The 6,490-nt window shown below is 32.5% G+C and carries 5 protein-coding genes; 1 reads left to right on the plus strand and 4 read right to left on the minus strand.

Translation table 11 applies throughout. The features are described from left to right. Positions 1-25: 25 nt before the first annotated feature. The 4 genes from CLOBL_RS15005 to fabF all read right to left on the minus strand — a co-directional run bounded on the left by CLOBL_RS15005 (position 26) and on the right by fabF (position 5,293). Entirely contained in the window at positions 26-1,522 is a 1,497-nt protein-coding gene (locus tag CLOBL_RS15005) for a glycerol kinase (RefSeq protein WP_077859780.1), read from the minus strand. Between the two features lie 115 nt (positions 1,523-1,637). Further along, entirely contained in the window at positions 1,638-2,570 is a 933-nt protein-coding gene (locus CLOBL_RS15010) for a transketolase C-terminal domain-containing protein (RefSeq protein WP_077859781.1), read from the minus strand. Further along, positions 2,563-3,393, minus strand: coding sequence for a transketolase (locus CLOBL_RS15015; RefSeq protein ID WP_077859782.1), 831 nt, complete (start codon positions 3,391-3,393; stop codon positions 2,563-2,565). Before CLOBL_RS15015 ends, CLOBL_RS15010 begins: the two co-directional genes overlap by 8 nt. A gap of 664 nt (positions 3,394-4,057) precedes the next feature. Beyond that, positions 4,058-5,293: a beta-ketoacyl-ACP synthase II gene (gene fabF, locus CLOBL_RS15020; protein WP_077859783.1), complete on the minus strand. Its 1,236-nt coding sequence runs from the start codon at positions 5,291-5,293 to the stop codon at positions 4,058-4,060. A 203-nt stretch (positions 5,294-5,496) separates the two neighbouring features. Here fabF and CLOBL_RS15025 point away from each other — a divergent pair, with 203 nt between their 5' ends. Beyond that, positions 5,497-6,378 carry a helix-turn-helix domain-containing protein gene (locus tag CLOBL_RS15025; RefSeq protein WP_077859784.1) on the plus strand — a complete coding sequence of 294 codons (882 nt, stop codon included), beginning with the start codon at positions 5,497-5,499 and terminating at the stop codon, positions 6,376-6,378. The last annotated feature ends 112 nt before the right edge of the window (positions 6,379-6,490 follow it).

The following is a 6,490-nucleotide window of genomic DNA, read 5'->3' on the forward strand; positions in this document are numbered from 1 at the left end:
TGCCATCCAAATGTTGTATCCATTTCTACATTTTATTTATATTATTTTTTAATAAAACAGATTTTACAGCTGCCAACCATCCCTGATATTTTTTGTTTCTACAATTGTCATCCATTTTAGATCTAAATTCACTTTTCTTAATCCTGTTAAAAATTGTATTATCATACACACCAAGAGCTAAGCCTGCTGCATAGGCAACTCCGATTCCTGATAATTCTTCTGTATCCGGAACCTGCACTGTAATATTAAGTATGTCACTTTGAAATTGCATCAAATATTTATTTTTCGTCGGCCCACCATCTACACGAAGCTCTTTAACTGTAATACCTGCATCTTCACTCATTGCTTTTACTACATCACTAATTTGATAAGCAATGCATTCAAGTCCAGCTCTTATTATCTCTACTTTACCAGTCGTTCTTGTAATTCCTGTAATTGCTGCAGTCGCTTTACTATCCCAATAAGGTGCTCCAAGTCCGGTAAATGCAGGTATCAAATATACCTGGTCGTCTTGATTTGCTTCTAATGCAGCTTGTTCAGTTTCCTTTGGTGAAATTATCAGTTCCAAATTATCTTTTAGCCATGTGATAACTGCACCTGTGTAGTTAATATTTCCTTCTAATACATAATTAATTTTTCCACTCATTCCCCACGCTAATGATGTTACTACTCCATGAGTACTCAAAGCTGGATTTTCACCAATATTCATCATAATTGACGAACCTGTACCATATGTGGTTTTAATCGTCCCTCGCTCTAAACACCCTTGTCCAAAAAGAGCGCCGTGAGAATCACCCATCACACTATGAATAGGTATACATTTATCAAGAAATCCTTCAAAATCTGTTTCACCAAAGTTTGCATTAGAATCACATACTTCTGCTAGATTTTTGGGATTTATTCCAAATATTCCGCATATCTCCTCATCCCATTTCAATTCTATTATATTGAATAGTTGAGTTCTAGAAGCATTAGAATAATCCGTTTTGTAAGACAACCCATTTGTTAACTTATAAATCAACCAACTATCAATTGTACCAAAACATAATTTATCAGTTTCTGTCCCCTTTTTTGTTCTTTCGATATTTTCAAGTAACCATGCCAGTTTTGATGCCGGAAAATATGGTGATAAATTCATGCCAGTTTTTTGACGAATTAACTCTGCTTTTCCTAGTCTTTCTACTCGCTCGCATATTTCCGTAGCTCTCGAGCATTGCCATACAATAGCACTGTCAATTGACTCTCCAGTTTCCTTATCCCACACAAGCGAGGTTTCTCTTTGATTACTGATTCCTACGCCTACAATTTCATTCTTATCAATCTTAGTTTCTTCAACCAAGTTTTTAACTACTTCAATTGTATTTCGATATATTTCCATAGGATCATGAGATACCCATCCCTTGTCATTAACAATTTGCTTATGTGGCAAATCTGTTCTTTGTAAAAGCATTCCTTCTTCATCAAACAAAAGAGCCTTTGTTCCCTGAGTACTTTGATCTATTCCAATAATATACTTTGCCATTTAATCAACTCCATTGCTACTTTTCCCACTTCTTCTGCATTCGATTCGATTCATAATAGGATTTATCTCCTACTATCTTACGCCCTAGACTAACATAAGCCAATTTTTAACTTCATTATTTTAGCATTTCTTTTGCTACTTTCACTAAATTTTCTGCGGTTAATCCATAATAATTGAACACTTCCTTAGTATTTCCTGTTACAGGAGCTTCATCTGCAATTGCAAGGATTTTCATCTTTGTTGGAGTCGTTTGACAAACAACTTCTGATACGGCTGCTCCAAGCCCTCCGTAAATACTATGTTCTTCTATTGTGATAACTCCTTTCGTTTCATTAGCTGCTTTTATAATCACTTCTTCATCCAATGGTTTTATAGTGTGCATGCTTAAAACTCTGCAACCTATCCCATTGGTTTCTAATTCTTTGCTTGCATCTAGTGCAGCTTTAACTGTTTCTCCTGTAGCAATTATTGTAATATCATTACCCTCATGAAGAAGATTAGCCTTACCAATTTCAAATTCAAAATTTTCATTTTCATGAACATCTTCCACTGCATTTCTTCCAATACGAATGTATGCCGGTTTATTATATTTCTGAAATGCTTCAATCATCTTTTTAGTTTCAAATCTATCTGCTGGAATCAACACTGCAATGCCTGGAATAGCTCTAATAACTGCAATATCCTGAAGAGAATGATGAGTCATTCCAAGAGCTCCATAACTAACACCACCGCTAATTCCAATTAATTTAACATTAGTTTTCGAATAGGCAACATCAACTTTAATTTGCTCTACACTTCTCATTGATAAAAAGCTAGCCGGAGATGTTACATACGGCTTTTTTCCACAGGTTGCAAGCCCTGCTGCAATTCCAACAGCATCTTGTTCTGCAATTCCCACCTCAACAAATTGTTCAGGAAATTCATTTGCAAAATTCTCCATGGAAGCAGAACCTCTAGAATCACAAGTTACAACCATAATATCCTTATCTTCTTTTGATAGTTTAATTAATGTATCGCATATGATTTGACGATTAGAAATCTTATTCATTACATAGCCCTCCTTCTAATTCCTTAACTGCTTGGTTATATTCTTCTTCTGTTAGCACTCCATGATGCCATTTAGTCTTATTTTCCATATAAGAAATTCCCTTACCTTTAATCGTTTTGGCAATAACCATTGTTGGTTTTCCTATTTTAGCAGGAATATTATCAAATGCTTTCAATAATTCTCCAATGTTATTCCCGTTAACTTCTATGACTTCCCATCCAAAACTTGTCCACTTATCTTTCAAGTTATCCAATGCCATTACTTCTTCAGTAGTTCCTGATATCTGAAGTCCATTTCTATCAATTATTCCAATAAGATTATCCAACTTATAGTTAGCAGCTGCCATAGCACCTTCCCAAACAGAACCCTCTGCTTGTTCTCCATCCCCCATTAATGTAAACACTCTATAATTTCTATTATCACGTTTTCCTGCTAAAGCCATTCCTACAGCTACCGGTAACCCATGCCCGAGTGATCCTGTGTTTACTTCAATTCCATTATTTTTATTATTAGGATGACCTATTAGTGCAGAGCCATATTGGCTATAAGTTTTTAATTTTTCCTTATTGAAAAAGCCTTTATCGCCTAAGATATAATAAAGAGATTCTGCAATATGACCTTTACTTAATATAAACCGATCTCTATCTGGATCACTAAATTTTTCAGGATCAACATTTAGTACTTTATAATATAATGTTGTTAGTATATCTACACTTGACATTGAGCCTCCAACATGACCCGCTTTAGATGCATAAACCATGTCCAAAACACCTTTCCTGACTTGTCTCGCTTTAAATTCTAAGTTTTTTACTGTTGTTTCCATAACATCCCTCCTAAATATTTAGCTTATCTCTAAAAATTTTTAAATACTTACTTTTCATATGATTAGTTTTTTTACAATTTCATTATAACACCGCCAAACATTTTAGTAAATATTTTTCGTTATTTTGCTAAATATTTATATGAATTTTATTCAGTACTTTAATTTTCTTCCTTCTTTATTTATCTTTTCCGCTTATAGCGCCAATTATTTTAAATAATAACTGTATAATTTATTTTCTACTATCAGATATCATTAATTAAATTTTCACTTCAAATTGTACTAAATATTTATTATACACATGGACTTCATTAAATATTTATATATTAAGATTAGTCAAGTGTATGTCAGAATGATTATTTATGAATGAGAAATAGAACCTTATATACAATAAAATTTACCCAAATACATTGAAAAGCTACATATATTTCTTAAAAAGATTTCTTTTCAAAACGTTACTATTATTGAACAAAAAAGAAACCTATAAAATAGTCCTTTTCTTGTGTCTATTTCATAGGTTCCATTTTAATTGCTTAATTAGATACATCTATTATTCAATGGGCAGTTCATAGCGTGTAATTTATTTAGGAGCAACAACCTAAGTACGTTGCTCCTAAAATAAAAACTACACCAAAAAATATTTTTGGTGTAGTAGATATTCTCTTAATTAATTAAAAGCTTTTAAAATAATTGATGCATTATGTCCACCGAATCCAAATGAATTGCTTAAAGCATAAGTAAATTCTGACTTTTTACCTTCATTAGGAACATAGTTTAAATCACACTCAGGATCTGGATTCTTATAATTTATTGTTGGAGGAATAAAGCCATCTTTAATTGAAGATGCTGTTATTATTGCCTCAATAGCCCCTGAAGCTCCTAGTAAATGTCCTGTCATTGACTTTGTGGAACTAATTTGAACTTCATGTGCATAGTCTCCAAAAACAGTTTTTATAGCTTCTGTCTCCGTTTTATCATTTGCTGGTGTAGAAGTTCCATGAGCATTTATATATCCAATATCAGCAGGATTTATATCTGCATCTTTAATTGCGCTCTGCATACATTTTGCCGCTCCTTCTCCACCTTCTGATGGTGCAGTTATGTGATACGCATCATTTGTGCAACCATATCCAACAACTTCTGCAATTATATTAGCACCTCTGCTTAGCGCATGCTCAAGTTCCTCAAGAATAAGTATTCCTGAACCTTCCCCCATTACAAAACCATCTCTTTCAGTATCAAAAGGTCTGCAGGCTGTTTTAGGATCTGGGTTTGTTGTCATAGCTTTACTAGCACAAAAACCTGATATAGTAAGCCTTGTGATACATGCTTCTGCTCCTCCTGCTATCATAATGTCTGCATCATTTCTTTGAATTACCTTAAATGCATCTCCAATTGCATTAGTTGAAGAAGCACACGCTGTTACTGAACATTCATTATAACCCTTTGCGCCAAATTTTATAGCAACTAGTCCAGAAGCCATATTACATATCATCATTGGTACTAAAAATGGACTTACTCTTTTGTACCCTTTCTCTAAAAATTGATTACATTGATTTTCTACAGTTTCAATTCCACCTGTACCACTTCCAATAAACACTCCAAGCCTATCTTTATCTACCTTTTCTAAATCAAGCTTTGAATTCTCAACTGCTAATTTAGCTGCTGCTAAAGCAAATTGTGCAAATCTATCAGTTCTTCTAGCTTCCTTTTTATCCATAAAATCTTCCGGATTAAAATCTTTTACTTCTGCTGCAACTTTAGCTGGTATATCGGAAACATCTATTCTTTCAATTTCACTGATTCCACATTTCCCGCTTTTAATTGATTCCCAAAGTTTATCTGCTCCTATTCCAAGAGATGAAACAGATCCCATCCCTGTGATTACTACTCTTCTTTTCATAGTAAAACCCTCCTAAATGTATAAAGTCTATAAATATTTTTAGATCTTATAGTATTTACATTAATAACTATAATCCTATATAATGAATTAAAACGAATAATACCTAATCGCCTTTAATACAATTATAATTAAAATTATCCATTAAAATTAACAGATGTTGCTTTTTATTATTGCAATTATTTCTAAGAAAAGGTGTTTAAATTATGAAAGACTTGAAAGAAACTATTATTGAAACCGTGGAATATATTGAAGATAACCTGTATGATAAAATCACTTTAGATAATATATCTCTTCATACTGGACTGTCAAAGTATTATCTACACAGGATTTTTAAATCGTTAACAGGGGAATCTATCATTGAATATGTTCAAGGACGCAAATTAACAAATAGTATTAATGAACTTATAAATACAAGTATGCGAATCATTGATATTGCCTTAAGCTATGGCTTTGATTATGAACAATCCTATATTAGGGCTTTTAAAAAATGTTTTGGCCATACTCCTGTAAAAGTGAGATCTGATAATTCTTCACTTAGCTTAGTACTTAAAGAAAAAATTAATATTAATGATATTTTATCCATAGGCGACTCAATCACCTATACTCCTCATTTTGTATTCAAACAAAAATTCAATTTAATTGGAATTAAACACAAAATATTAAGTAAATCTGGTGATAAGAGTGCAAACATATATGGAAGAGATTTCTTTTATAATCATAAGGATAAAATTCAAAACATAATCAATCCAGAAGAATACTTTGGATTTACAGATTGGAGCAGCGATGGTTTTATATATTATGTTCCAAGTGCTCAGGTATCAGATTTAAATTCTGTTCCAGAAGGAATGACGAGTATATCTATCCCAGCGCATAAATATGTCGTATTCCGCTTTGTTGGCTTCTTTTGCCCTGACAATCTTAATGCTAGGCATTTGGGACGTCTTTTAGTTCAACTATATAGAAAATGGATTTTCAAATCAGGATATAAGTTTGCAGATACCTTTAGATTTGAATATATAGATAATTCAAGATCAAAGGATAATTATTGTGAGCTATATGTATTTCAGCCAATAGAGGATATTTAAATAAAAAAAGATATTACTTTGATTTTAATCTAATCAAAAGTAATATCTTTTTTAAGTTTAGGCACATGAAAATAAATAACAAGTCCAAAGTTGCCATGGATATTTTTCATCA

Origin of the sequence: Clostridium sp. BL-8, assembly GCF_002006495.1 — a bacterium.
Classification (GTDB): Bacteria; Bacillota; Clostridia; order Clostridiales; family Clostridiaceae; genus Clostridium.

Excerpts from the sequence above, each read along its gene's own strand:
- CLOBL_RS15005 (WP_077859780.1), bottom strand. The coding sequence starts at position 1,522 with ATGGCAAAGTATATTATTGGAATAGATCAAAGTACTCAGGGAACAAAG.
- CLOBL_RS15010 (WP_077859781.1), bottom strand. The coding sequence starts at position 2,570 with ATGAATAAGATTTCTAATCGTCAAATCATATGCGATACATTAATTAAA.
- CLOBL_RS15015 (WP_077859782.1), bottom strand. The coding sequence starts at position 3,393 with ATGGAAACAACAGTAAAAAACTTAGAATTTAAAGCGAGACAAGTCAGG.
- fabF (WP_077859783.1), bottom strand. The coding sequence starts at position 5,293 with ATGAAAAGAAGAGTAGTAATCACAGGGATGGGATCTGTTTCATCTCTT.
- CLOBL_RS15025 (WP_077859784.1), top strand. The coding sequence starts at position 5,497 with ATGAAAGACTTGAAAGAAACTATTATTGAAACCGTGGAATATATTGAA.